The 21,794-nt window shown below is 48.8% G+C and carries 20 protein-coding genes; 6 read left to right on the top strand and 14 right to left on the bottom strand.

Annotated features, from left to right (window positions below):
- The first annotated feature begins 27 nt into the window (after nucleotides 1–27).
- Nucleotides 28–2,760 carry an ATP-binding protein gene (locus CWE22_RS11155; RefSeq protein ID WP_169931570.1) on the top strand — a complete coding sequence of 911 codons (2,733 nt, stop codon included), beginning with the start codon at nucleotides 28–30 and terminating at the stop codon, nucleotides 2,758–2,760.
- Nucleotides 2,757–4,892 carry an EAL domain-containing protein gene (locus CWE22_RS11160; protein WP_169931571.1) on the top strand — a complete coding sequence of 712 codons (2,136 nt, stop codon included), beginning with the start codon at nucleotides 2,757–2,759 and terminating at the stop codon, nucleotides 4,890–4,892. Before CWE22_RS11155 ends, CWE22_RS11160 begins: the two co-directional genes overlap by 4 nt.
- 12 nt (nucleotides 4,893–4,904) lie before the next feature.
- Here the strand turns inward: CWE22_RS11160 and CWE22_RS11165 are convergent, their stop codons facing one another.
- Nucleotides 4,905–5,165 (bottom strand): hypothetical protein, encoded by a 261-nt coding sequence (locus tag CWE22_RS11165; RefSeq protein ID WP_169931572.1) that lies wholly within the window; start codon nucleotides 5,163–5,165, stop codon nucleotides 4,905–4,907.
- A gap of 189 nt (nucleotides 5,166–5,354) precedes the next feature.
- Between CWE22_RS11165 and CWE22_RS11170 the strand changes: the two genes are divergently transcribed.
- Genes CWE22_RS11170 through CWE22_RS11180 form a run of 3 tightly spaced genes read left to right on the top strand, consistent with a single transcriptional unit; the run spans nucleotide 5,355 to nucleotide 6,188 of the window.
- On the top strand, nucleotides 5,355–5,771 hold the full coding sequence (locus CWE22_RS11170; protein WP_169931573.1) for a hypothetical protein: 417 nt from the start codon (nucleotides 5,355–5,357) through the stop codon (nucleotides 5,769–5,771).
- Nucleotides 5,768–5,974: a helix-turn-helix transcriptional regulator gene (locus CWE22_RS11175; RefSeq protein ID WP_169931574.1), complete on the top strand. Its 207-nt coding sequence runs from the start codon at nucleotides 5,768–5,770 to the stop codon at nucleotides 5,972–5,974. The genes CWE22_RS11170 and CWE22_RS11175 overlap by 4 nt, the downstream gene beginning before the upstream one ends.
- Before the next feature lie 19 nt (nucleotides 5,975–5,993).
- Nucleotides 5,994–6,188, top strand: coding sequence for a hypothetical protein (locus CWE22_RS11180; protein WP_169931575.1), 195 nt, complete (start codon nucleotides 5,994–5,996; stop codon nucleotides 6,186–6,188).
- Here CWE22_RS11180 and CWE22_RS11185 read toward each other — a convergent pair.
- The 12 genes from CWE22_RS11185 to pilM all read right to left on the bottom strand — a co-directional run bounded on the left by CWE22_RS11185 (nucleotide 6,185) and on the right by pilM (nucleotide 16,509).
- Nucleotides 6,185–7,369: a BaiN/RdsA family NAD(P)/FAD-dependent oxidoreductase gene (locus CWE22_RS11185; RefSeq protein WP_169931576.1), complete on the bottom strand. Its 1,185-nt coding sequence runs from the start codon at nucleotides 7,367–7,369 to the stop codon at nucleotides 6,185–6,187. The genes CWE22_RS11180 and CWE22_RS11185 overlap by 4 nt on opposite strands.
- Nucleotides 7,369–7,851 (bottom strand): peroxiredoxin, encoded by a 483-nt coding sequence (locus CWE22_RS11190; protein WP_169931577.1) that lies wholly within the window; start codon nucleotides 7,849–7,851, stop codon nucleotides 7,369–7,371. Before CWE22_RS11190 ends, CWE22_RS11185 begins: the two co-directional genes overlap by 1 nt.
- 23 nt (nucleotides 7,852–7,874) lie before the next feature.
- Entirely contained in the window at nucleotides 7,875–8,549 is a 675-nt protein-coding gene (locus CWE22_RS11195; protein ID WP_169931578.1) for a class I SAM-dependent methyltransferase, read from the bottom strand.
- The gene (locus tag CWE22_RS11200; protein WP_169931579.1) at nucleotides 8,539–9,006 is read right to left on the bottom strand and encodes a GNAT family N-acetyltransferase; all 468 of its coding nucleotides are present in this window, start codon (nucleotides 9,004–9,006) and stop codon (nucleotides 8,539–8,541) included. The genes CWE22_RS11195 and CWE22_RS11200 overlap by 11 nt, the downstream gene beginning before the upstream one ends.
- On the bottom strand, nucleotides 9,006–9,881 hold the full coding sequence (locus CWE22_RS11205) for a Dam family site-specific DNA-(adenine-N6)-methyltransferase (protein ID WP_169931580.1): 876 nt from the start codon (nucleotides 9,879–9,881) through the stop codon (nucleotides 9,006–9,008). Before CWE22_RS11205 ends, CWE22_RS11200 begins: the two co-directional genes overlap by 1 nt.
- Nucleotides 9,882–9,890: 9 nt before the next feature.
- A complete protein-coding gene (aroB, locus tag CWE22_RS11210) occupies nucleotides 9,891–11,009 on the bottom strand; it encodes a 3-dehydroquinate synthase (RefSeq protein WP_169931581.1) in 1,119 nt (372 codons plus the stop codon).
- A gap of 31 nt (nucleotides 11,010–11,040) precedes the next feature.
- Nucleotides 11,041–11,559 (bottom strand): shikimate kinase AroK, encoded by a 519-nt coding sequence (gene aroK / locus CWE22_RS11215; RefSeq protein ID WP_169931582.1) that lies wholly within the window; start codon nucleotides 11,557–11,559, stop codon nucleotides 11,041–11,043.
- A gap of 124 nt (nucleotides 11,560–11,683) precedes the next feature.
- The gene (locus CWE22_RS11220; RefSeq protein WP_169931583.1) at nucleotides 11,684–13,744 is read right to left on the bottom strand and encodes a type IV pilus secretin PilQ; all 2,061 of its coding nucleotides are present in this window, start codon (nucleotides 13,742–13,744) and stop codon (nucleotides 11,684–11,686) included.
- A complete protein-coding gene (locus CWE22_RS11225; RefSeq protein WP_169931584.1) occupies nucleotides 13,741–14,283 on the bottom strand; it encodes a pilus assembly protein PilP in 543 nt (180 codons plus the stop codon). Before CWE22_RS11225 ends, CWE22_RS11220 begins: the two co-directional genes overlap by 4 nt.
- Nucleotides 14,280–14,876, bottom strand: coding sequence for a type IV pilus inner membrane component PilO (locus CWE22_RS11230; protein ID WP_169931585.1), 597 nt, complete (start codon nucleotides 14,874–14,876; stop codon nucleotides 14,280–14,282). The genes CWE22_RS11225 and CWE22_RS11230 overlap by 4 nt, the downstream gene beginning before the upstream one ends.
- Nucleotides 14,873–15,451, bottom strand: a complete 579-nt coding sequence (locus CWE22_RS11235) for a PilN domain-containing protein (RefSeq protein WP_169931586.1) — start codon at nucleotides 15,449–15,451, stop codon at nucleotides 14,873–14,875. Before CWE22_RS11235 ends, CWE22_RS11230 begins: the two co-directional genes overlap by 4 nt.
- Nucleotides 15,439–16,509: a type IV pilus biogenesis protein PilM gene (pilM, locus tag CWE22_RS11240; protein WP_169931587.1), complete on the bottom strand. Its 1,071-nt coding sequence runs from the start codon at nucleotides 16,507–16,509 to the stop codon at nucleotides 15,439–15,441. The genes CWE22_RS11235 and pilM overlap by 13 nt, the downstream gene beginning before the upstream one ends.
- Nucleotides 16,510–16,723: 214 nt before the next feature.
- Here pilM and CWE22_RS11245 point away from each other — a divergent pair, with 214 nt between their 5' ends.
- Nucleotides 16,724–19,183 (top strand): penicillin-binding protein 1A, encoded by a 2,460-nt coding sequence (locus CWE22_RS11245; protein WP_420821060.1) that lies wholly within the window; start codon nucleotides 16,724–16,726, stop codon nucleotides 19,181–19,183.
- Nucleotides 19,184–19,188: 5 nt separating this feature from the next.
- Here CWE22_RS11245 and metL read toward each other — a convergent pair whose 3' ends face one another.
- Entirely contained in the window at nucleotides 19,189–21,684 is a 2,496-nt protein-coding gene (gene metL, locus CWE22_RS11250; RefSeq protein WP_244596067.1) for a bifunctional aspartate kinase/homoserine dehydrogenase II, read from the bottom strand.
- Nucleotides 21,685–21,794: the final 110 nt, after the last annotated feature.

Consider the following 21,794-nt stretch of genomic DNA (forward strand, 5'->3'; position numbering starts at 1 on the left):
TTGCCCATACTGCAATCTACTGAATCAATGCGAATCAGTTTACCGCGATTGCTCATAGTCGCCGTCGTTTTCCTATTGGCGGTAGAAATTTGGATTCAGTATACCTATGGCCTCAAAGAAAATGATAAGGCTCTGCAGGCTTACTCCTCGACATTAACTGACCTCCAAACGCGTCAAGTCTCCGATCGTATTGCTGATCTCACCGCAGCTTATGAAAGCATGTTGACACTCACGTTGCTTGAATTAGAGGAAATACCAAGAGACGGTGATTGGAAATCCCGTTATGCCAACTATTTTTATGATGTGATCCGCTCAAATCCGCGCCTCAATGGAATATTTTTGGGAACCGAAGACAATGCTTTGCTTGGCTACGTGCGCCTTGACAATCAGCGGTTTGACTTGATGGAGGTCAACAGTAGCGATGAGCGCCAAACTATCAATTTTTGGGAGCTTGATAGCGATGGATTGCCGGTCCGCGTGCGTACCAGCCGCGATGGTTTTCGGGTTGCGACACGACCATGGTTTGAGCAAACCGAACAGCCGTTAAAAATGTATTGGAACGAGCCGTTCCCTTACTACGCTTATAACGTCATCGCGCTGCCATTGAATGTGCGCCTACCCGACAATTGGTTTGATCAGAAGGTGGTGATCTCGCTCAACCTCTACAATACTCAGTTGCAGCAAGAGCTGGCGCGACTCGTGGTCGCGTTCCCAGGTGAAGGCATTCTGCTCGATCAAAATCAACAACTTGTTACCGCTTCGAATAGACAACTGACATTATTTTGTCAGCAACCAGAGCAACCCTGTGAGGCATTTGACGACGCCAGTCAAAATGAAATCCAAGTAGCAGAAAAAAACTATCAATTGACAGTAACGGCGATCCCATTAGATGAATCAACAAACTGGTACTTTGTTGCTCTTATCGATACTGCACAAACCTTAGAGCCGATGCGGCAAGCGCTGCGCACCAATGCGTTACTCAGTGCATCAATCGCCGCACTCGGTGTGCTGGCGTTTTACTTCATCGCCCGATTGGTGGTTCGTCCACTGTCAAAAATGGCCGCGGAAATGGATGCCGCCAGTCAGCAGGCTGAACTTCGGCATATTGATGCACCAGTATTGCCAACGGGTCATATGACTCCGCTGGAAATTAGGAAGCTATCTCGTGCTTTTCAACGATTTGTGGGCGCTATCAATACAGCTTTTGACGAACAACAAGCCATGAATACGGAGCTCCAAATTTGGAAGGAAATTTTCGACAAAGCAAAAATCGGTATCGCAATGTCGGGACAGACCGATCCGACAATTATTCGCTCCAATCCATATTTTGCGAATCTACTTGGACGAACTCCCGAAGAATTAATTGGCACTAAGGTTCGCGATTATCTTGATGCGACGACTCAGGCGAAGTTAGTTGATGTCGTTGCGCGTGTCGGTCGCGGTGAGACTGTGAATTATTCTGGCAATATGCTGCACAGCGCGGGTCATGATGTTCCCGTTATCGTGACCGTGAGTGCGGTCTTAAATGACGCTGGAGAAATTGCCTATCGCATTGCGATGATTCTCGATAGGACTGAAATTGAAGACTTGTATCGACAACTCCAGCAAACGCAACGCCTGCGTTCCTTAGGAATCTTAACCAGTGGTGTTGTTCATGATTTTAATAACTTGCTGAGCGGCATTATTTTGAATGCTGAGTTATTAGAAACTCGGGTAAAACGAATCGAGAACCTACAGCAGCGTCAGCAATTGACCGTTACCCTGCAACAAATTGAAGAGGCGGCAACGCATGCTGGACAACTTGTAAAACAAATATTGCTGTTCTCGCGAGAAGAGAACGATGATGCGGTTGCGGTTGATATCGCGCGTGTGGTGCAAGATTCCATGGTATTGGTTGCAGTGGGACAAGCACCGGACAAGGTCCGATTAGTGGAGGCAGATCCAGAGGTTTGGGTATTAGGCAATCGCTCGCAATTGCAGCAACTGATTATGAACCTACTGAGTAATGCATTTAAAGCGAATCAGAGAAGTCAGAGCGCTCTCCCAATTGAAGTGCGGATTGAAAAAGGTCATTTCAGACACCAGCCAGATCAACCGTGCGCAGTCATTCGAGTGCGTGATTATGGTGATGGTATTGCGAGTTCGCTGCGAGGTCGGGTATTCGAGCCATTTGTCGCGACTGACACGCGAGGTATTGGGCTCGGACTAGCGATTGTAAAGCGAATAGTCGAATTACATGACGGTGAAGTCGATTTTGATTCATTTGCATCGAGCACGCACGAATCAGGTACGGAATTTATTGTTCGACTACCGTTAACAACTCCCCGTCCAGACGATAGCATGACGACGGTTGCGCTGGACCTTACGATTCCCCGTGGAGATATTGTCGTAGTTGATGATGATTCAATATTAATGCGTGCTTTGACCCAACTTCTCAATTCTCGAGGCTGGTCAGCATCGGCGTTTAGTTCTGCAGATAGTGCGTATTCTTATCTTGAGCAGAATGCCAAAAGTGTGCATTATTTGATCACTGATCTTGTTATGAAAGGTCAATCAGGTCGTGAATTGACGCTTGCTGCGAAGCGTCTAAATCCGCAACTGAAAGTTATTTTAATGACGGGTTATTTAGAAGAACGGGAACGGACTCAATTACTTGCCGATGGTGTCGATCACATCGTCTTAAAACCGGTTCAATTGCAGAGCATCATCGATGCGCTTACCGCAATTGCACAACCGCAGTTAGAGAGAGATGACGAATGATCACGAGAATCCTCATAGTTGATGATGATAAAGCAATTAGTGAGAGTCTGCAGAGCCTCTTGGAGTCGCACGATTACCAAGTACAAACGCTCGCATCTACGGTAGATTTTTCCGCAACTCTCGACAGCTTTAAACCGGATTTATTGGTTCTTGATTTGATGCTACCGGGAGCCGACGGGGTAACCGTGTTGGCACAATTGCATGAAGATGCGCCAAATTGTCGCTTGATTTTGGTCAGCGGAGCGAGTGACCGAGTACTGGCGACTGCGGCAAGTGCTGCACAGGAACGCGGCATTCAAGTCCTCGGCGCATTGACTAAACCCTTCAGAATGGCGCAATTGCTAGAACTCATTCACGCTGATCCTATACGTAGCAAAATAGAAGCACCGACGTTTGATTCGGCGATGCGCTTACCAGAAAGCTCTGAAATACTCCGCGCCATGCAGGAGCATGAACTTACCTTCGCGTTGCAGCCACGTATTAGCGCCTCAAGCAAGGTCGTGACTGGATTCGAGGTGTTAGCGCGCTGGGAACATCCGGTTCTTGGCAAAATAGCCCCTGACTATTTTATTCAACTGGCAGAAGAGCATGGCTACATCGGTCAATTGACGCAGTACATATTTGAGCAAGCATTAGCTTGGTTCGTCGAATTCCGAAAAGACTCGAATAAGTTGATACCGGGGCTCGTTGACTTGAACGATTTGCAGTTATCAATGAACTTGTCTGCGTTGCTCTTGGATGATGCTGAGTTTCCAGAATACATGCAACAGCTGTGCGAACGTTATAGTGTTAAGCCGGCGTCGATAATTCTGGAGATCACTGAAACATCGGCAATGACCGAACGCAGTGTCGGTTTAGAGGTTATTACACGTTTGCGGCTTTATGGATTTCACCTGTCCATTGACGACTTTGGAACGGGTTACTCTTCAATGCTTCAGCTCGTTCGTCTGCCATTTACCGAAATTAAGATCGATAAATCATTCGTGATGTCTGTGGGTGACATGTCGGAATCGCGAGAAGTGGTGCGTTCAATCATTGATTTAGCACACAGCCTAGAGATGGTAGCGGTCGCTGAAGGTGTCGAGGACGAAAGCGCAGTAGAATTTTTAGGACGTTGCGGCTGCGATGAATATCAAGGCTTTCATTTTGGTCGCCCAATGCCGCCGGCAGAGGTGTTGCCGTGGTTGCGAGACTACTATCAACATTACGAGTCCGAGCGATTAGCACTGGTGAGCCAATCGAGTGCTTATGGCAGTCAACCAGAACGTCGTTTTGATCAAATTGTGCAACTGGCCGCGCGCCTGTTTGCCATGCCAATGGCGGTTTTTTCATTGATTGATGCGGATACTCAGCATTTTAAAGCGAAAGTCGGTTTGCAAACGAAAAGAGTCGATCGGTCGATGTCATTTTGTGCCCATGTGATGGCGGCAACAACTCGTTTGGTTGTAGAAGATGCACGAACCGACCGTCGATTTAGCGATAATCCGTTGGTGGTTGGCGAGCCATTTCTCCGTTTTTATGCCGGACAAGTGGTTCATGGACCAAGCGGGCACCGGTTTGGTGCATTTTGTGTATTTGATCGAAAGCCAAGACCGGCAAGTACCGTCAATGAACGATTACATGATGGCATCGTCAAGTTATTGGAAGCCGAGCTCAAAATTGAAAAAGAGAGCATGCTGGGTAAGCATCAGGATATCTTCAATGCGCGTGGGTTCGAGGAGCGAATTCAGCGACATTTGGATTTCTTTTATCCTTTCGGCATTCATAGCTGTTTTATTCTAATCAAAATCATCAACTATGATGAGCTTACACGGGAATCATCGGTATCCGAGCGCATGGAACTGGTTGGTAAAATTGGTAACAAGCTTTCACAAACGTTGCGCAAGAGCGATATGATTGGCTATTTGGGACTCGATGAAATGGGTGTATTTATCATGAGTCCCGAAGAAAACTGTGAGCTTGTCGAACATCGCCTGCAGTCTGAGGTAAATAAGCTCTTAATCTCAACGGTAGATGGTGAGAAGTATTGTCGTATTTCATGCGGTGCCAGCTGCACGAAAAACGTTGGCAGTAGTTACAAAGACCTGTTAATTGCTGGCGAGCGCAAACTCTCCCGTCGCGCTCGTAGTTGACTCAACTGAACCTTACGGGCGTAAATCGCCATGCAAGAACTTCACGACAAAGACGACTTTACCGTAGTGTTCAAAAGACCACTTGATACAATCATTTAATGCTTGCATCACAGCGTCATAGTCACCAAATACTTGGGTGCTGAGTGTATTAGTGATGACTTTTACGTCTTTATGCACACTCAAGTGCTCGTTCAGCTTTTCGATAAACCCCTTGATGGGCTCAATGTAGTCATCCGCCAGAGGGTACTTGCTGATATCTATAGTTAATTTCATTATTCCTGCTCTTCGGCTCGTGTAATTTCTAGTTATTTATTTCCCATGAATTATGCCTCAACACCCTCAAAGGTGACCAGACCCAATCATAATCTAGGTAAATATAATCAGACATTATGACAAGTTGGCTTGACATTGATTAATGTGTCAGCTAAAAGTAAAGCAAGCTTGACATCAATGAGGTGAAAAATGACTACACATTCTGGCTCTGATTACTGTGAGAATACCAAGCGGAACACCATGCGCTTGGCTCTGTGGACTTTTGCGTGGCTGATTTCAATGGCACTGGTCAATTTTGGTCCAACCCTTCTTTGGGGGGAAAATGTCACGCTGACTTGGGTCGCGGTAGTGGTCAATCTGCTCTTTGGATTGGTCATGATATGGGCGAACAAAGTGTATTTGATGAGCACCGACGAACTACAGCAGCGCATTCAGTTGCAAGCGATGGGAATTACGCTCGGTATTGGGTTGGTTGGTGGTCTGGCTTACGCCAACTTAGATACCACGAATTTAATTTCAGGCGACGCTGAAATTGCGCATTTGGTGATGCTGATGGGCTTCACTTACATCGTGGCGCTGATTGCGAGCGTAAGGCAGTACCAATGAAGAATCGACTCAAAGTATTACGCGCCGAACGCGATTGGACGCAGGCTGATCTCGCGGATCGATTGAGCGTCTCTCGCCAGACCATTAATGCGATTGAGAAAGGCAAGTTTGACCCGAGTTTACCGCTAGCATTTAAAGCAGCTCGACTTTTCAATTTACGTATCGAAGACATCTTTCAAGACGACGTCGACGAGCCGTCATAGACCAACAAGGATTAAGATCATGTTCAAAGCTATTAAAACCTCTCTGCGCTGCAATCCACAAGTTACTACAGCCATAGCATTTGCTATCACTATGCTTGCAATCAGTTGGCAAATTGGCAGTCACCCAGCGAATGGCACCGTGATGATTCTATTGATTGGCCTCTACTTTGTTGTGACAGGTGTTGGGATCAAGCGTAAGAATAAAGAAACTTAAACGCTTTGGCCACAGGCGTAGCCGCTGCTCCACGCCCATTGGAAGTTGTAGCCACCGAGCCAGCCGGTGACATCCAGTACTTCGCCGATGAAAAATAAGCCGGGTTGAAGTTTGCTTTCCATGGTTTTGGAGCTGACTTCGTCGGTGTTGACACCGCCGAGGGTGACTTCGGCGGTGCGATAGCCCTCAGTGCCGTTAGGTTTGATGCGCCATTGCTGCAGCGTTTCAGCCACTTCAGATAAGAGTGTATTGTTGCAGTCAGCGAGCTTTTTATCCGGCCAGCCTTGTTGTTCGCATAAAGCGAGTGCTAAACGCTTCGGGAACCACTCTTGAATCACGGTTCTTAAGCCCACACGCGGGCGCTGCTGGCGTAATTCGGTAAGATCAGCATAGGTATCAGCGGCAGGACGTAAATTCACGCTCAGCGGCTCGCCTGGCAACCAGTAGGACGAGATTTGCAGCATGGCTGGGCCTGATAGCCCTCGGTGTGTGAACAACATGGCTTCTTTGAAGCTAGCGCGATCATTCTCGGCAACCACATCGACTGCTAAGCCGGATAGCTCGGCATAGTGCTCTTTGTCTGTGTCATGCAAGGTGAACGGCACTAAACCGGCGCGGACGGGAATGATACTGTGGCCGAACTGCTCTGCGAGCTGATAGCCAAGTGGCGTTGCGCCCAGCTTTGGCATAGACAAACCGCCACAAGCTACGACAAGTTTGTGAGCGCTCACTAATCCTGAGGATGTTTTCACCTGATAACGACCGTCGCTATATGCGACGTCCAACACTTCAGTGCGCAGCTGCACGCGAGCGCCTGCAGCATCACACTCATCCATCAACATCCGTACGATGTCTTTTGCCGACTCATCACAAAAGAGCTGACCGAGCGTTTTCTCGTGATAGGCAATACCGTGCTTTTGCACCAGTGCGATAAAATCCCATTGCGTGTAGCGGCTCAGTGCAGACTTACAAAAGTGCGGATTCTGTGAGAGAAAATTCTCAGGGCTGGTGTACATGTTGGTGAAATTACAGCGGCCACCGCCAGAGATAAGAATCTTCTTACCGGCCTGCTTGGCATGATCGATCACGACTACCGAATGACCACGTGCAGCAGCAGTTGCGGCGCAGTGTAAACCTGCTGCGCCGGCACCGATAATCAACACATCAACCGCAGTCGACATTATTTTTTCAATGCTTCCAATACGTGTTCTGCACCGCTCACGCCAAAAGTACCATCGTCTTCAACGAAGAGTTCCGTAACAACTCCATCATGAATAATCATGGCGTAACGCTCTGCACGCAAGCCACCGAAGCTGCCCGTATTCTTGGTCAAGCCTAATGCTTTGTGATACTCACCATCGCCATCGGCTAATAACATAACGCTATCACCAACATTGAGCTGTTTGCCCCAAGCCTTCATCACAAAGGCATCATTCACAGAAACACAGGCAATACTCTGCACACCTGCATCTCTCAGTGCACTCGCATGCTCTACATAACCTGGCAGATGTTTTTCAGAGCAAGTTGGAGTGAATGCGCCGGGCACAGCGAACAAAATGTGCGTACCTTGACCGAAAATTTCAGCAGGATTGAACTGCTGGAGTCCGAGCTCACCCAATGCGGTCAATGTGCCTGCTGGTAAACGTTCTTGTTGCTTAATCATGTTCTCAAACTCCTTGTCGCCAATTACATGGCTGGTGTTGTTGTGGTCAGGTAAACATCGAAACGATGTTTCTTACTGATAATTTGATGGGTGGGTTTGCGTCCACCCAGAAAGTTTGCATGTTGCGGTCGTTTCACCACCACGCGCTGTGTTGCAATGACCAGCGCAGGCGCCAGTAAGTCATCGGCATCTTGGTCGATGCCGACCAACTGCTGGAACATTTGCATGTCTTTCTTTACGGCTGCGCGCTGGGCTTTGTCGCCTTTCGGATACATGGGGTCTAAGTAGACCACATCAAAGGGGTCGCGTGGTTTATATGTCGCAGAAAAACAATCGCTGCCGGCAAAATACAGGCGTTGAGCAAGGTCTGGATCACAATGAGTTAGACGTTCTAGAGCATCTTGCAAGAGCGCGGCTACTTCGGGCTGGCGCTCATTCAGGCCGACGGTTGCACCTAAGGCAGCCAGCACGAGTGCGTCACGTCCCAAACCTGCTGTGCCATCGAGAATATGGAGTTGTTTGCGCTTGTGCATACCGCACGCTCGCGCTATCGCTTCTTGCTTGATGCTTGCACGAGCTGCGCGGGCAGCATGTTCGCCAGCGCAAAAGTCGATACGCAATGGCAGCATTTTGGGCTCGGTAAGCCAACGAAGTGCGAGCCCTTGCGGAGTGGGTTCTAGTTTGAAATCAGCGCTCATGAGAGCCCAAGTCTGTAATCGCTGGACGCTCCATATCGATATGGGGAATATCGTCTTCGAGATATTCTTCACCGATTTCAACGAAACCAAAGCTGCGATAAAAGCGCTTCAGATAAACTTGTGCACCCAAACGAATTGGAGCATCAGGAGCGCGCCCATTACAGAGACCAATAGCAGCACGCATAAGTTCTTGGCCAAGCCCGAGACCGCGTGCTCTTGCCGCAGTAATAACGCGCCCAATACGCGCATACGGTTCTGTTGTGCTCGGCAGAAAAATGCGAGCGTAAGCGGTCATACCTTGTTCGTCCGAACTCCATAGGTGCAAAGCATCCATATCTTTGCCGTCGGCATCTAGGTAGGGGCACGTTTGCTCAACCACGAACACTTCTTGACGAAGCTTGAGTAGCTCATAAAGTTCGGCAAGAGAAAGCTCAGAAAATGTTTTGCAAGTCCACATTAGGGTGCCATCTTCTTCAATTTGGGAGTCATATCAATTACGTTCGAAACTGCATCCTGCGCCGGCTGATACAGGGCTAATAGCTCACCCACACGTTGCCGTCCATCGCCTTTGGGGCTAATAAATCGAGCCACTTGCAGGGTTTGTATTTGCGCACGATGATATAGCAACTGCGTCAGCTCAGTATCATGGTTACTAATCAATACTGGAATGCCGCGCTTGTTCGCAGCATCTGCCGCGCGCCGCGCGAGGTCGCTTTGCTGGTCGAGACTAAAGCCGCCGGTAGCATAGCTGGTAAAATTTGAGGTTGCGGTGAGCGGTGCATAAGGTGGATCACAATAGATGACATCGCCACGTCGTGCGCGTCGAAATACCTTATCGAAACTCATACAGGTAAACGTAGCGCGCTGAGCCTTCTCTGCAAATACTTCAATTTCTTCATGCGGAAAGTATGGCCGTTTGTATTGTCCGAAAGGCACGTTAAATAAGCCAGAGCTGTTGTATCGGCACAAACCATTGTAGCCATGTCGGTTCAGGTAGAGAAACAACAATGACCGCTCGTAGGGATCAGAGGTGCGATTGAACTGTGTGCGCATCGCATAATAGGCACTGGCGCTATTATTCCGCGCGGAAAAGTACTCCATCGCGTCGGTAATAAAAGTCTGCGGACGACGTTTGACAATCTTAAAGAGTTCTATCAAATCTGGGTTGACGTCGTTGAGTACGTAAGCTGGATAATCGGTATTCAGAAATACAGATCCTGCACCAACAAAAGGCTCAATGAGCTTGTTTCCGTCGGGCAGCAATGCTCGGATCGGTTCAATGAGGCTGTATTTTCCGCCTGCCCATTTGAGGAAGGCGCGATTCTTTTTCATGATGAAGCCTTATTGAGGAGCGCTGCGTGCCAAAATAGCTTGGCTCACCGCATCCCAGTCAGTGACCGTTCGCACTTCAGCGCGACCGATAGCTGTAGGGAGTATTAAACGTAACTTCCCTGCCTTCACCTTTTTATCACGTTGCATATATCCCTGCCACTGGCTTAGTGGCATTTCGGGCGCATATATAGGTAATTCAAACTGCTTAAAAAGGCGTTCGATACGCGCGACATCAGCATGAGTAAATTCGCCTTGCTGCTGCATATATTGCGCGGCAATCAAGGTGCCAGCCGCAACTGCTTCACCGTGAAACCAAGCCTTGTAATCGCCGCTTGCATGCGCCGCTGCCTCAATGGCATGTCCGAACGTATGACCCAGATTGAGTAGTGCTCGAATACCATGTTCTTGTTCGTCTTCGGCAACAATCTCGGCTTTGATTTCACAACTGCGAGCGATGGCATAGGTGAGCGTTTCGGCATCACGTTGCAGCAGTGCTTGGGCATTGACTTCAAGCCAGCTGAAAAAGTCTGCGTCGTAGATGATTCCGTACTTAACAACTTCGGCTAATCCGCAGGCAAAATCTCGAGGTGTGAGGGTTTCTAAGCAGTTGGTATCGATAATGACGGCTTGCGGTTGATAGAATGCACCGATTAAGTTCTTGCCGCCGGGGTGATTGACCGCTGTTTTACCGCCAACAGAGCTATCAACTTGTGCCAGCAGCGTAGTCGGAACTTGATAGAAATCGACGCCGCGCTGGAATGTTGCTGCGACAAAGCCAGCAAGATCGCCGACAACTCCGCCGCCTAACGCAATAATGGCGGAATCACGGTTAAAGTTATGCTCAATAAGCGTGGTCATCACTTCGGTGAAACTGGCTAAGCTCTTTGCTTGCTCACCGACATTGATGGTGTGCACGAGCACTGTACGGTCAGCCAGTTGCTGTTGAACGGTGTTCGCATACAGCGGACCCACATTGGCATCTGTGAGAATAAGAACTTGTTTTGGGAGTGTTCGCGGAGCGATGAGATCGGTGAATGCCGTGAGCAATCCGGCACCGATATGGATGGAGTAGCTGCGCTCATGTTGCTGGGGCAAACCGACGCGAACGTGGTGCTTTTGCAGACTCATGAGCGCCTCCTAGACTGGCGTTAAAACGTGATTATAAACCAACCTTCGCGATAATTTGATCTACTACGTACTTGGCACTTTGGTCATCGGTGCGAACCACAACGTCTGCAATTTCTTCGTACAACGCGTTGCGCGAATCAGCCAAAGTTTCCAGAACTTCGCGTGGGTTATCGGCTTCAGCAATAAGTGGCCGGCGTTTGTCACGCTGCGTGCGAGCTAATTGCTTTTCAATAGTGGTTTGCAGGTAGACAACGATGCCACGAGCAGAGAGACGGTTACGGCTCTCCTTGCTCAAAATGGAGCCACCACCCGTTGCCAGTACGATGCCGGTATTTTCGGTCAGCTCTTCGATGACTTTTTCTTCGCGCAGGCGAAACCCTTCTTCACCTTCTAATTCAAAGACCCACGCAATATCGGCGCCGGTACGACGTTCGATTTCTGCATCTGAGTCGAAAAATTCGAGGTGGAGTTCGCGGGCTAATTGCCTACCAATGGTACTTTTACCTGCCCCCATGGGGCCAACCAAAAAGATGTTACGTTTTTCAGCCATATCGTTGCTTTACATCACTTTTTTACTAGCTGTGACTCACGGAATCCGGAGTGTCTCAAGACCATCCTTAACCCAATCGAAAAAGAGGGCGGATTATCGCAAGTCACAACCATTTAAGCAAGGCTTACGGCATATCGTTAACAATTCTCGGCGTTACGAAAATCAGTAGCTCACGCTTCTCATTGATCTGACTTTCGTTACGGAACAACACACCAACGTATGGAATGTCACCTAACAGTGGCACCTTGGTAATGTCGTTCAGAATCTGTTGTTGATAAATACCGCCTAGGACAATGGTCTCGCCATTCTCGACCAACACTTGTGTCGTGATGGCCTGAGTATCAATAGATACTGCTGGACCTGTTGGAGTCGTGACTGTGTCGCCACGTGTATTTTGAGTAATCGTTAAGTCTAGAATCACTCGATTGTCCGGGGTAATCTGCGGCGTAACTTGAAGCCCAAGCACGGCCTTTTTGAAGCTTACCGAGGTTGCACCGGACGAGGCACTTTCGACGTAAGGTATTTCTGTACCCTGTTCGATATTTGCAGTTTTTTGGTTCGCCGTTGTAATACGAGGGCTGGCGATAATCTCACCCTTGTTTTCGCGCTCTAACGCTGACAACTCAAGGTCTAAGATACGACCGTCAGCTAGTTTGGCGACTTGGAAACCGAAGGTCGCTGCTGGGTTTGAAACCGGCAAGTTTACATTCAGACTATTGGTGACATCCGTTCCTGTGCCCCATGGTAGCGCTTGACTGGTATCCACTTCAGGCTCACTGAAGCCCCACTGAATTCCCAAGTCATCACTAATATTGTCACGAACGGTAACCATTCGAGCTTCAATAATGACCTGCTTTACAGGAATATCGAGAATCTTCACCATGCTGCGAACCGCATCAATTTGCGGCTGCGTATCGCGAACCAATAGCGTATTCGTGCGGTCATCAACAGTCACAGCACCGCGATTGGTGAGTAAATCAGAACTCTCAGTCCGTAAAATTGCAGCAATTTCGCTCGCTTTTGCGTAATTGATCTGGATATATGCGCTGGTCAAAGGCGCAAGCTCAGCAAGTGCCTGTGCTGCTTGTAATTGCTGTTGTTCACGCTGCGCCAACTCTGCCGCAGGTGCTACTATCAGAATATTACCGTCGATGCGCTTATCAAGCCCGTTGACGCGTAAAATGGTCTCCAGCGCACGTTCCCAAGGAACGTTTTCAAGACGCAGGGTGATATTACCGCTAACTGATTCTGACGCGACTAAGTTGAGATCATTCTCTTCAGCGAGTATCTGCAACAATTGACGCACAGGCACATCTTGGAAGTTCAAAGATATCGGCTGGCTGCTCTGAATGAAGCTCGAGTCTTCGGCAAGCTCTTGTCCAACGGCGTTCAAAGTCAGGGTCAGACGACCATCAATCTGCTCAAGCTGGTGCCGGAATTCTTGTTTACCGCGAATTGAGATTCTGGTGTTACGACCGTCCCGGAATGTTTCAATGGCGGCTACAGGTGTCGCAAATTGACCGACATCAAGCACATACAGCAACTCTTCTGGAAGTGCTGTATCAAATAAAACTAAATCTAGGTTATTGCCGAATGCACGAGCTTCGTGCTCAACCTCTTCGTTCACTAGAATATGAAGTTCGCCCGCATCACCATGTTTACGGGTGAAGTAAATATCGGTGACCGAACGCTGATTGGAGCGCGCTGCACCACTAGTGCGGACTTCGGCTTGTGCTGCAGGTTCAGAGACGCGAGCCGGTTCAGCGATGGCAGTTTGCCGCATTGGCGCGGCATTGTTATCAGGAATATCTTTGGCAGCCACAAAGACTAAAACCATGACGTCTTTCGAGCGACTCATCAAATGCTCGAGCGGCTGTTTGGTATTGACTCGCAGTAATAAATCGTTGCGTTGTTGAACCACCTCGACACTCTCGAGAAGTGGGTGTGAGGCGACACTCAAACGACCTGGTTGTAAATCGGTCGAGGTGCCGAGGAGCAGGAATTCATGCGTCAGCGGGTCTTTACTGCGCTGTACCATCGGCGAATCAACGCGATCACTAAAGAATGCCTCAAGATTAAAACGTTCGGAACCGAGTGGAATTTGTTCCACGCGAAGCAATTCATTGGCACCTGCACTCAACGGCAACAGAGCGAGTAGAACAATTATTTTGATGAGGTGCTTCATGAGTCGGAACTCCCTTGCGAATTCAGCAATTGCAGAGTGGTATCACGGCGTTGCCAGCAGCCATCGCCTGTCGAAATCCACTCGCGTAGTAATACTTGTTGCGGCGTAATTTGCATCACTTCACCGCGATTTAGTCCAACGTAATCACCCAGCTCAACGCGATAGAGGCGACCGGTATTTGAAATAAGTAAAGCACTGTATAAATTATTCGATGATTTGAGGGTACCTGATAAGGTCAATTGATCGAGCGCCACGCCCTCAAGCTCACTTTGACGACGATTCAGATCGGGTTGCGGACAATCACCACCTACATTGTCTATCGCACGAGCTTGCACAGGCGCCGAAACAAAGGGGTCACGAACATCACGGCCGGTGTAGGCCACTCGTGCTAACTCCGGTAGTTCCGGTGCTGGCTTGATAGGCGGTGCTGGCATTCGCTGCACTTCTTCGGTAAAGGCTTCCAAGTCACTGTGGCTGCCGCCACTGCAAGCAGTCAAAACACTCAAACTTGAAAAAATAAGCAGTGTTTTTAGTCTCATTGCTTGGCCCTCAACGTTTGTTGTTGATAGGTTTCAGCATTGATATTCAGCACCAAGGCATCGGTAATATCATCCTGGCGCAAGGTAAAATCTTTAACGCTGATAATACGGTGTAAGCCGGCAACTTGGCCGACGAAATCACCAATTTGATGATACTCACCACGGAGCTCAATACGCATCGGTAGCGCGGTATAAAACTCGCGCTCAACGGGCGCCAACCACTCAATACGGTCAAAACTCAGTCCGCTCTTGGTGCCTACTAAGGTGATATCGTCCAATAACTTAGGCGTTTCATCTGTATTCGGTAGCATTGCCAATAAGGTTTCGAGGTCTGCATTCATAGTTTGCAGTTGCTCTTGATATTTAGGCAGATTCACCGCGGTTTGATACTTAGTACGGTAATCTTCTTTTAATTGTACTTCGCGAGCTTCGTCTTTCTGATACGCAGCCCATTTGTCAGCGATGACAAAATAATAGCCACCGACAATAACGCCGATACCAATAATCACCAGCACAGCCAAGCGGAATGGCCAGGGCCAATAAGGCAGGTCATTGATATCTAATTCTTTGAGGTTTGGCATTTTTTGATTCATAACTGCGCTCCCTCAGTTTTGGCGTCATTGGAGCGAATTCGAACGATCAAATTAAAGGCCGCAAAATCAGAGCCCGATACAGTGCCAGTGCGGTCAGTGACAACCTGACGAATTTCTGGGTCTACGAAAATAGGCGATTCTTTTAAGTTGCGTAAGAACTCAGACACTCGATTATTGGAAACTGTATTCCCACTGATGGTTAAGGAGCGTCCGCGCTTTTCTATTCCAGTAAGGAAAACACCGTCAGGCGTGCGCTCTGAAAACTCATTCAAAATCATGATGGCGGTATTGCGGTCTTCGTGCAGCGATTTAATCAGCTGAACGCGGTTCATGATCTGATCTTTCTGTTTATTGATATCTTGGATTTCCGCAATTTGCGCATCCAAAATTTGGATCTGGCCGAAGAGAAAGGTATTTCTGCTCTGTTGCCGTTGTTGCATGTCGGCGATGACAAGAAATGCGATACCGACTACAACACTGGCAACCACAATCGCAATACCTGCATGGATACCAAACTCTTTCTTGGCTCGCTGGCGTGCAATTTCACGCCACGGTAGGAGGTTTACGTGTGCCATGGTGTAAAGCTCCGTAGTGCGAGACCCACTGCTTCAACAAAGCGTGGGCCATGGTCGTGCAGATGCTGCAATTTTTCTGGCAGAGGGAAATGGTCAAACGGGTTGAGCGCAATGACGGGGTAACTGACCTGCTGATTTAGCGATTCCAGCACTACCGGGATCATGGCGCCAATGTTCACGACTACTAAGGCTGCGAAGGTCTTATCGCTGGCGCCGCTTTGGTACATCTGTACCCCGCGATTGGTCTGCGACCATAAATTCCCGAGGTAATCTTGAATAAATAAATCGGATAAGTCTTCGAGTTCATTAGCCCGTAATTTCGCGAGCAATTCACCGTGCTCGACCGCACCATTTTGGTCGAGTGAGCTTAACATGCTTACAATACCGCCACTTTGGAAACGGTTAAACGAAACTTCACCCTGGTTAAGCACGATAGTTTGTGTCGTGTGCATGCCGATATCAAGAACCAAAATAGGTAACTTGCTACTGGCCACTTCTGGTTGTAGATGAGGCAGTAAATAGTTGCAGGCGCGCAGAATAGCCTGATTATCAACGTCCATAATAGTGACGTTCAAACCGGCGTCTTCAAAAACTTGTACTCGAGTGTCAACAGAGACCATTCGCGTTGCGGTGACTAACACGCGTTGTTGGCCCAATATAGTAGGATGATCACCGAGACTTTCGAAGTCATAACGCACTTCGTTCAGCGGGAAGGGTATGAGTGCTTCAGCCTCGGCCTCTATTTTTTCGGCAATAGCTTCATCGTCTAAATCAGCGCTGACGGCAATTTGTTTCGATATCGCTAAGTTACCAGACACGGCTGAGACGACGTCTTTGGTCTTGCCCGAAAGCTTCTTCCGAGCTTGCACCACAATTTTGGCAAGTTTCTCGATATCGACAATTTCGTCTTCGGTGATCACACTTTTCGGCAAGGCATGCTCAGCGACGCCGATGACCTGATAGGTATCTTCGTGCGGTAACAACTCCACAGCCTTAACTGCATCAGTTGCGATGTCGATGCCAAGACCTGGTTTCTTCCCCAGACCAAACAGCCCCATAGCGCTCTCCCAAACTCTCAATTCGGCATTCTATTAAAATTGTACTATGCCGAACATCATATTACGCTTAAAGGTAAGCATAGTGCAAAGGTCTTTGCACGGTAAAAATAACACTTATAGTTATTTTTTAATCTTTCTATAATAGTCTAAGTCTATTGGCAACGCTCAATTCGCCAAAAAAATTCGCAGTAAAATAGAGCAGTAAGGGGCAGTTTTGAAGATTTTAAAGTGGTTTCTGATCACATTTGCGGCCTTGACCGTGCTGGGCGCATTGATGACCGGCGGTCTCTACTGGTACATGAAAGATGACCTCCCAAGTGTCGCTGAGCTGCGTGAAGTACGTCTGCAAACCCCTATGCAAGTGTATTCCTCTGACGGCGAACTCATCGCTCAATTCGGTGAAATTCGGCGAATTCCTCTGCGTTTGGACGAAATTCCAGCAACCTTGCAGGAAGCTTTTTTAGCGACCGAAGATACGCGCTTCTACGATCACTTTGGTATTGACCCGATTGGCGTTGCTCGAGCCTTCTTCCAGTTGATGGTCACCGGTGAAATTCAGGGGGGTGGGAGTACCATCACGCAGCAGCTCGCGCGTAACTTCTATTTAAGCTTTGAACAAACATGGACGCGAAAAATAAAAGAAGCCTTTATTTCCCTGCATATGGAGAGTCAGCTCAGCAAGGATGAAATTCTGGAGTTGTACTTAAATAAAATCACGTTTGGGCATCGTGCACATGGTGTCGGCGCCGCAGCGCAGGTTTACTACGGTAAAGAAGTGGGTGACTTGACGATTGCTCAAATGGCGATGATTGCAGGTTTGCCAAAAGCCCCTTCAACCATGAATCCCATTTCGAACCCAGAACGAGCCCGGGAGCGTCGGGCAGTGGTGTTGGGGCGGATGCTGGATGAACAGGTTATTACTCGTGATCAATATGAAAACGCGGTGAAAGAGCCGGTTGAAACCCGTTTCCACGGGCCAGAAGTGACGATGAGCGCGCCTTATCTCGCGGAAATGGTGAGAGCCGAAATGGTCACGCGATACGGTGAGGATTTAGCGTATAACAGTGGCTTTAAGGTCTACACCACGGCCAGTGCAAAGCAGCAGCGCGCGGCACAATTAGCGGTGCAAAACAATTTACACGCTTATGACGAGCGTCACGGTTATCGTGGCCCTGAGGCGATATTGTGGGAAGCGGAGGAGGACGCTTGGCAGCCTACGCAAATTCGCGAATATTTGCGTGACGTTGACGCACTGGGTTTGACCTATCCTGCAGTAGTGCTGGGTGTACAAGACCAACAAGCAATGGTGCTGCGCGGCAGTGGCGAGCCCGTTACCCTGAGGTGGGATGGACTGAAGTGGGCACGTCCCTACATGAATGCTGAACGCCAGGGAGCTGCACCACAAAATGCAGCGGAAATCTTAAAAGCTGGACATCTCATTCGGATCCGTTTAACTGAAAATGGTTGGCGCTTGGCACAGTTGCCTGAGCCTGGCGCTGCTATTGTTGCTTTGCGCCCTCAAGATGGTGGCATTGCCGCCGCAGTGGGTGGTTATAGTTTCCGCATCAGTCAATACAATCGGGCGACTCAAGCAGAGCGACAAGCGGGGTCTAACATCAAGCCGTTTATCTATTCGGCTGCATTAGAGAATGGATTTACGTTAGCAACATTGGTCAACGACGCACCTATTAACCAATGGAATCCAGGTAGCGGTATCGCCTGGCGCCCACGTAACTCGCCGGATGTATACGAAGGACCGATCCGAGTTCGCGAAGCCTTAGCGAAATCAAAGAACGTGGTGTCGGTTCGATTACTGCGCTCCATGGGTGTAAATACAACGGTTGAATATTTGACGCGGTTTGGTTTTGCTTTTGACGAGTTACCGCGCAACGAATCGTTGAGTTTGGGCTCTGCGTCGATGACTCCGCTTGAGATTGCGCGTGGTTACGCTGTGTTTGCGAATGGCGGCTTCTTGGTCACGCCTTACTTTATTGAACGAATTGCCGATGCCAGTGACACAACCATTTTCCAAGCTCGCCCTGCAGTGGCTTGTGTGTTGTGTGAAACGGAGCGAGAAGTAATTCAGGCTCCGCAAGTGATCACGGAGCAGAACGCATTCTTGATTACACAAGCCATGAACTCGGCAGTTTGGGGTGGTGGAAGTTGGCAGCACAAAACCGGTTGGAATGGTACCGCTTGGCGCATTCAACGCTCGCAACCTATTGTTCGTAAAGCCGATCGCAATATTGTGGGTAAAACGGGTACAACCAACGACGTTAAAGACACCTGGTTCTCGGGCTATGTCAGTGGTTTAGTAACGACCGCCTGGGTGGGTTTCGACAATCTTGAGCGCGCGTTGGGCTCAAGCACTATGAATGAAAATTTAGATAGTTCTGAGCAAGAAATTAGTGGTGTTGAGGCAGGTGCGAAAACCGCTTTGCCGATGTGGATTGAGTTTATGGAAACAGCGGTTCAGGACGTTTCAACCGAGCCATTTGATGTGCCACCTGGCCTCGTGTCAGCACGGATTGATTTGGCGACCGGAAAACTGAGTCGTAATAGCGACTATACCACTGGGTTTGAATACTTTTTGCCGGGCACTGCACCCACCGAATATGCGGAAGAAGGTTCTTCATCGTCGAATATTTTCGACGATGAAGACTCTATTTTCTGAGAAAGTTAGTCGTCAGCTCGGTTACTGAGGCGACTCAGTAACTGATTCAAATCAGACTGCACGCCGCCGGCAGTGACCTCTTTGCCGGCGCCGGGTCCGCTGATAACCAACGGCATTTCTGAATACCAATCGGTGTAAATAACGAAGATATTCTCACCCGGTATTAAATTGGCAAGCATATCGCCCTCGGGAATGTACTCAATACCGACTCGCGCTCGCACATAGTCATCGTCTTGACGGGCAAAGCTTGCGAGTAAGCGTGGCACTTTACCGGTTTTCTGAGCGTCAGCGTAAAGATCTTGCATGGAGTCGTCGAGCTCAGGCAACCGTTGCATAAACTCTTCGAGCGAAATATCTTCGAGATGCTCTGGCAGCAAACTATCGATATCAATATCTTGCCAGTCGAGTTTCAATCCGATTTCGCGAGCCAAAATCAGGAGTTTTCGAACAATATCTTGGCAAGTTAAATCTTCTCGAGGATCGGGTTCACTTAGACCGCGAACCTTCGCCTCTCGAACTAAGTCACTGAACTTCACATCAGCATTGAAGTTTTCGAATAGCCACGACATAGTGCCCGAGAAAATACCAGAAATACTCCGAATTTCATCGCCCTGATTGCGCAGATCATTGAGCGCATAATTCAGTGGCAGGCCAGCCCCCACGGTGGTGTTGTAGTACCACTCACGTTTGTACTCGCGCTGAATCGTACGAATTTCATTATACTGGGCCTCACCAGAGGCGCCGGCGCGCTTGTTGGCACTAATAATGTGTAATCCGTTCGCAAAGAAGCTGGGGTACTGTTGCGCCACTTCAATAGAGTCAGTGAGGTCAAGCATCACCAGTTCATCATACGGGGCATTGGGTAGCTCTGTGATCAACTGACTCATTTCATAAGGCTTCGCCAGTTGCTCGAAGCTGTCTTCCCAGTCGGTTAACTCGACGCCATTGTAGTCCAGCCACAGACGGGTCGAGTTGACGATACCGATAATCCGCACATCCATTTGCTCATTAATACGCTCGCGTAAACGTCGATACAGCGACAACCAAGCACTACCGATGTTGCCACGGCCGACAACCAGTACGCCAAGGCTGCGACGATAGTTAAAGATTTGACTGTGCACTCGGTTCAGCAAGCGGTTGTCGAGTTTTTGCTCGAGAATGGCGATAACGGCATTCGCGTCTGGCGAAAAGCTCAACCGGCGTAAATTCTGCTCGCTCAATTCGCGCTTGAATACTTGATACTCTTCGGTTTCCTGGATCCGATTACCGACCATCGCAATCATAGAGTAGCCAGACATTTGGGTGACGTGGTCGTGTACATCAACTTGTTCAAGCCAATGCGTCATGAAATCCAAATGGTTCTGGTGATACGCATAATAAGCGTGTTGTTGTTTGACTTCGTTCCAGCTGATCAGCGGTGTCAGGTCTAGATCTTCGAACTGTTGTACGAGCTTGGCATCACTCAAATCAACCCGGAACAAAACCACTTCGGACAGTGCAGTCAGTACTTTGCCGCGAGGCTCTGTATCATCATATTGGCCGATACGAGTTTGCTGGTTTTCAACCTTTAAGCTGGAGCGAACGGCAATGACCATACGTTCACGATTGACGGGTTGAAAGGTGCGCGGATGCAATACAGGACTGCCCAAACGCGCTAACTCTTCGGCTTCTTGCCAATCTAAAATGGGTAGGCTAACAACCCGCTCGACCTTGCGGGGGTCAGCTGAGTAGACACCGGCGACATCTTTCCAAATCGTGACTTGTTTGGCATCAATAAGGCTACCAACCAAAGTCGCGGAGTAGTCGCTGCCGTTGCGACCCAAAATAAGGGAATTGCCCTCAGGGTCACGGCAAATGAAGCCAGTGACGATAAAGCGAGTGCCGTGATGCGGAGCAATGCGCTCTAGGAGTGCTTCACGAGAAGGCTCAACGCGAATAAATGGCTCAGGTGCGTCATCGGCAACCAAAAAAGTGCGCGCATCAATGTAGTCGGCAGTAATGCCTTGTTGAATCAGCAGTGCAGACAATAGTCGCGCTGACCAAAGCTCGCCGTAGGACAACAGTTCTGGGCGACGAGTGATTTCTTCTTCGCCATCGAGCCATCCCTGCCAACGGTCAAAATCTTGCTCAGACAACTCTAAAATGCGTTCTTGATGCTTGCCGGACAGAAGATCGTTGATCAGTCCTTGCTGATATTTTTTTAATTGGTTCAGTAGAACTTGCGCGATGCCGAGGCTATCTTCGTCATGCGCTGCCTCTTCCTTGGCATCAATAATGGCCAGTATGCGGTTGGTCGTATCGCCAGCGGCTGAGACGACCACTAGGTCGCTCGCTCCAGCGTACTCAGTCACGATGCGGGCGACGCGGCGGTAACAATAGGCATCGGCAAGGCTGCTGCCACCGAATTTGTGTACTTGTACCTGGTCTGCAACGGTTTGTATCTGTTCTTCTGTAATCTTGGTTCCAACCACCATGATGCGTGTGCGTTCTCCTGTATGCATGCGCGCAAAGCATTGATTATAGATAAGGTATGCCAGTCTATAAAGCGACTTGCTTGGTTTTTACTCAAAAAGACGTATAGATAGCTAAAAGTTGACTGTAGCGGTGAGGG

This window comes from Pseudidiomarina aestuarii, from assembly GCF_003987355.1.
Taxonomy (GTDB): Bacteria; Pseudomonadota; Gammaproteobacteria; order Enterobacterales; family Alteromonadaceae; genus Pseudidiomarina; species Pseudidiomarina aestuarii.

What these genes read in the sequence shown, in the direction of transcription:
- CWE22_RS11185 (WP_169931576.1), bottom strand. Translation starts at nt 7,369, where the DNA reads ATGTCGACTGCGGTTGATGTGTTGATTATCGGTGCCGGCGCAGCAGGT.
- CWE22_RS11205 (WP_169931580.1), bottom strand. Translation starts at nt 9,881, where the DNA reads ATGAAAAAGAATCGCGCCTTCCTCAAATGGGCAGGCGGAAAATACAGC.
- CWE22_RS11160 (WP_169931571.1), top strand. Translation starts at nt 2,757, where the DNA reads ATGATCACGAGAATCCTCATAGTTGATGATGATAAAGCAATTAGTGAG.
- CWE22_RS11175 (WP_169931574.1), top strand. Translation starts at nt 5,768, where the DNA reads ATGAAGAATCGACTCAAAGTATTACGCGCCGAACGCGATTGGACGCAG.
- aroB (WP_169931581.1), bottom strand. Translation starts at nt 11,009, where the DNA reads ATGAGTCTGCAAAAGCACCACGTTCGCGTCGGTTTGCCCCAGCAACAT.
- CWE22_RS11165 (WP_169931572.1), bottom strand. Translation starts at nt 5,165, where the DNA reads ATGAAATTAACTATAGATATCAGCAAGTACCCTCTGGCGGATGACTAC.
- aroK (WP_169931582.1), bottom strand. Translation starts at nt 11,559, where the DNA reads ATGGCTGAAAAACGTAACATCTTTTTGGTTGGCCCCATGGGGGCAGGT.
- CWE22_RS11235 (WP_169931586.1), bottom strand. Translation starts at nt 15,451, where the DNA reads ATGGCACACGTAAACCTCCTACCGTGGCGTGAAATTGCACGCCAGCGA.
- CWE22_RS11225 (WP_169931584.1), bottom strand. Translation starts at nt 14,283, where the DNA reads ATGAGACTAAAAACACTGCTTATTTTTTCAAGTTTGAGTGTTTTGACT.
- CWE22_RS11170 (WP_169931573.1), top strand. Translation starts at nt 5,355, where the DNA reads ATGACTACACATTCTGGCTCTGATTACTGTGAGAATACCAAGCGGAAC.
- CWE22_RS11155 (WP_169931570.1), top strand. Translation starts at nt 28, where the DNA reads ATGCGAATCAGTTTACCGCGATTGCTCATAGTCGCCGTCGTTTTCCTA.
- metL (WP_244596067.1), bottom strand. Translation starts at nt 21,684, where the DNA reads ATGCATACAGGAGAACGCACACGCATCATGGTGGTTGGAACCAAGATT.
- CWE22_RS11180 (WP_169931575.1), top strand. Translation starts at nt 5,994, where the DNA reads ATGTTCAAAGCTATTAAAACCTCTCTGCGCTGCAATCCACAAGTTACT.
- CWE22_RS11195 (WP_169931578.1), bottom strand. Translation starts at nt 8,549, where the DNA reads ATGAGCGCTGATTTCAAACTAGAACCCACTCCGCAAGGGCTCGCACTT.
- CWE22_RS11190 (WP_169931577.1), bottom strand. Translation starts at nt 7,851, where the DNA reads ATGATTAAGCAACAAGAACGTTTACCAGCAGGCACATTGACCGCATTG.
- CWE22_RS11200 (WP_169931579.1), bottom strand. Translation starts at nt 9,006, where the DNA reads ATGTGGACTTGCAAAACATTTTCTGAGCTTTCTCTTGCCGAACTTTAT.
- pilM (WP_169931587.1), bottom strand. Translation starts at nt 16,509, where the DNA reads ATGGGGCTGTTTGGTCTGGGGAAGAAACCAGGTCTTGGCATCGACATC.
- CWE22_RS11230 (WP_169931585.1), bottom strand. Translation starts at nt 14,876, where the DNA reads ATGAATCAAAAAATGCCAAACCTCAAAGAATTAGATATCAATGACCTG.
- CWE22_RS11220 (WP_169931583.1), bottom strand. Translation starts at nt 13,744, where the DNA reads ATGAAGCACCTCATCAAAATAATTGTTCTACTCGCTCTGTTGCCGTTG.